The following is a 2,489-nucleotide window of genomic DNA, read 5'->3' as shown; positions in this document are numbered from 1 at the left end:
TTCAGCCTCTTCACGGCTTGAAGCCCCAATATCAATGAACATATCCTTGATTTCCACCGCTTTCTTCCGTTGCTCAGGTGGTAAAATGTGAGGAGGCTTCGAACCGATAATTCCTGTCAAATCACCGTTACGAGTCATGATCGTTACGCGCTGCGCTAACATAACCTGACTCCACCAGCCGCCGACTGGCTGGAAGTATAAGTATCCATGGTCATCAATACGCGTAACCATAAAGCCAACTTCATCCAAGTGCCCAGCAACCATGATGCTTGGTCCCTTTTTGTTTCCAGTCTTCTTAGCAATCAAGCTGCCAAGGTTGTCAGTAAACACTTCCTCCGCAAAGGGAGAAATGTACTGTTTCATGACTTCTCTAGCTTCTTTCTCATTACCAGGTACGCCTTTAGCGTCCGTAAGATCTTTCAACATGGAGAGAGTTTCATCTTTTTTTGCCATATGTATCATTTCCTCCTTTTTATATCCAATAGCTATTATATAACTTTTGAAGCGATTTCACAAAGATTGGGGATTCCTTTAATTAATACCCCTGATCTTGTCGTTCATAGTTTACATTATTTTTTGAGTGGTAAGCATCCATCAACTCTGTTTCATTAAACCCAAGTGTTTGTCCTAAGCTTAAGTAGCTATGAAAAGCATTCGTATAGGACTTTTCACTTCTATCCTTGCGTAACTGCTCTATATCACTATACATTTGAAGAAAAGCTTCAGTCTGAGTATCGAAGTCACTTACTGGCTGCGGTGAATATCGATAGTCTAGATCTAAACCTAGTGAGAGTAAGAAATGAAGTCCATCCACATATTCTTCTATGATTACTTGTTTTTCACTAGGCGGCTTCGTGCTCCAAAATTTGAAACAGCGGGTTTCATTAGCAAGTTCTCCTAATTCAACAAGTAAAGCTAAAAGTTTCTCATCTACGACGTTTATGTCAGCTAACTGATGATTTTCTTCAATATATTGATCTAAATCTTTTTGCATAAGATAAAGCTTATCCCAATTCACAATAATTCCTCCTTTTATATTTTTTTCAACATAAATGTATCATTTTTTGAAACGGAAGGACACTTTCATACGTATGTAAGCTATCAACCCATAAGCAGGGAGACGATTCCTATGATTATTATTCTATTTCGCTTATTGTTATTGGTCGCAATCGCCTTTATCTTATATACTGCCTATAAATTCATTATTAATCCTAGAAGAAAACTTGACCTGGCCCGTGACAAGAAAGAGTTCTATTTCCATGATAATAAAGAAAATACAAAGCAAAATTTCCTCATCACTTATAAAGGACTTGTATTTGAAGGCGAAAAATACTTAGGGACGACCGATCATTCTTTTGAAGTAGTAAATATCAATGTCAGTGCACACAACCCTGAAAAGCTTCAAGGATTAGCGAGAGAAGATCTTTATTTTCTGGAACAGGAGATACTTATCCGCTACCCTTACGCTTCCATTGAGTGGAAGTATCCTGTAAATCGATTGATTATACATCCCTTAAAAGATGAGCACGAATAAACGCTGTCTCTAGAGGACTGGACCTCTGAAGGCAGCTTTGTTTTTTTGACTATAATATTGCTGTTGAATGGCTAATAATGAAAATAATTGTCACGTATCCCAATCAACTTAAACGATGGTAAAGTGTTCAAATAAACAGAGAGACTCCATTGGTCCACAGGAAATCAAGATTTCACTAGCTAAAGTAACAGAATCCTTATTCCATTAGAGGAAGCTTTAATAAAAGGGACTGCCTCATTTTGAGACGTCCCTCTGCGAAGTATGAACCATATTATTTTATCCTTATGCACTAGTTTGAAAAAAGTCTTTCCAAAGGAACACTTCATACTTTTTACGAACAAAAAAGCATAAGATAACAAGCAATGAAGAGAATAGCACCATTAACGGGATCGATAACAATGTAATCCACTGTCCCATGGAAGTGTATATGATCGCCAGCGGAAAATTAGCAAATAATGATGATTTCGTATATTCTTTGAAATCGGCACTGATTTCAATCAGGCAGTACGATAGTAAGTGAAAATGAATGAATGGAATTAACCTCAAAATGGCCACTTGTTTGACCGTTAACGTGGAGTTCTTTCTCATCCATTTCTCCTTTAAAGATCGGAGCCTTTTCAATCCTGAAGGCACTAACCGTATCGTGCGGTAGAACAATAAACTCGAAAGCATTGTCCCGATGACCGAGTAAGCTGTTCCTGCAATCGGTCCAAATAATACTCCCCCTGTAATACATACAAGCATGACAGGCAAAAACAAAAATGGACGTAACAGATGAATACCAATAAATAAAAGCGGTGCCCAGGCATCCTGATGTTCTAACCAAGCCAATACAGCCGTTGATGTCTCGCCCATTCCATCCCCCTCCCTGTCTACATAATATGACAGGAGAATCAAACATAGAACCGGATGGCGGCATACGCGACACTAGCGATTTGGAGAACAGCAAGGACCG

Annotated in this window: 4 protein-coding genes; 1 reads left to right on the top strand and 3 read right to left on the bottom strand. The window is 38.7% G+C overall.

Going from position 1 to position 2,489, the window contains the following annotated elements:
- Together LD39_RS19845 and LD39_RS19840 are read right to left on the bottom strand one after the other, a co-directional pair.
- A partial coding sequence (locus LD39_RS19845; RefSeq protein WP_035552502.1) for a M42 family metallopeptidase occupies window positions 1–453 on the bottom strand: 453 nt, incomplete at its 3' end.
- An 82-nt stretch (window positions 454–535) separates the two neighbouring features.
- Entirely contained in the window at window positions 536–1,018 is a 483-nt protein-coding gene (locus LD39_RS19840; RefSeq protein WP_035552499.1) for a dUTP diphosphatase, read from the bottom strand.
- A 111-nt stretch (window positions 1,019–1,129) separates the two neighbouring features.
- Between LD39_RS19840 and LD39_RS19835 the strand changes: the two genes are divergently transcribed.
- Complete coding sequence (locus LD39_RS19835; RefSeq protein ID WP_035552497.1) at window positions 1,130–1,534, top strand: sigma-w pathway protein; 405 nt, start codon at window positions 1,130–1,132, stop codon at window positions 1,532–1,534.
- Between the two features lie 282 nt (window positions 1,535–1,816).
- Here LD39_RS19835 and LD39_RS19830 read toward each other — a convergent pair whose 3' ends face one another.
- Entirely contained in the window at window positions 1,817–2,389 is a 573-nt protein-coding gene (locus tag LD39_RS19830; protein ID WP_035552494.1) for a TVP38/TMEM64 family protein, read from the bottom strand.
- Window positions 2,390–2,489 lie beyond the last annotated feature (100 nt).

Source organism: Halobacillus sp. BBL2006 (genome assembly GCF_000786645.1).
GTDB lineage: Bacteria > Bacillota > Bacilli > Bacillales > Halobacillaceae > Halobacillus.
This window is presented reverse-complemented; position numbering and strand designations above follow the sequence as displayed.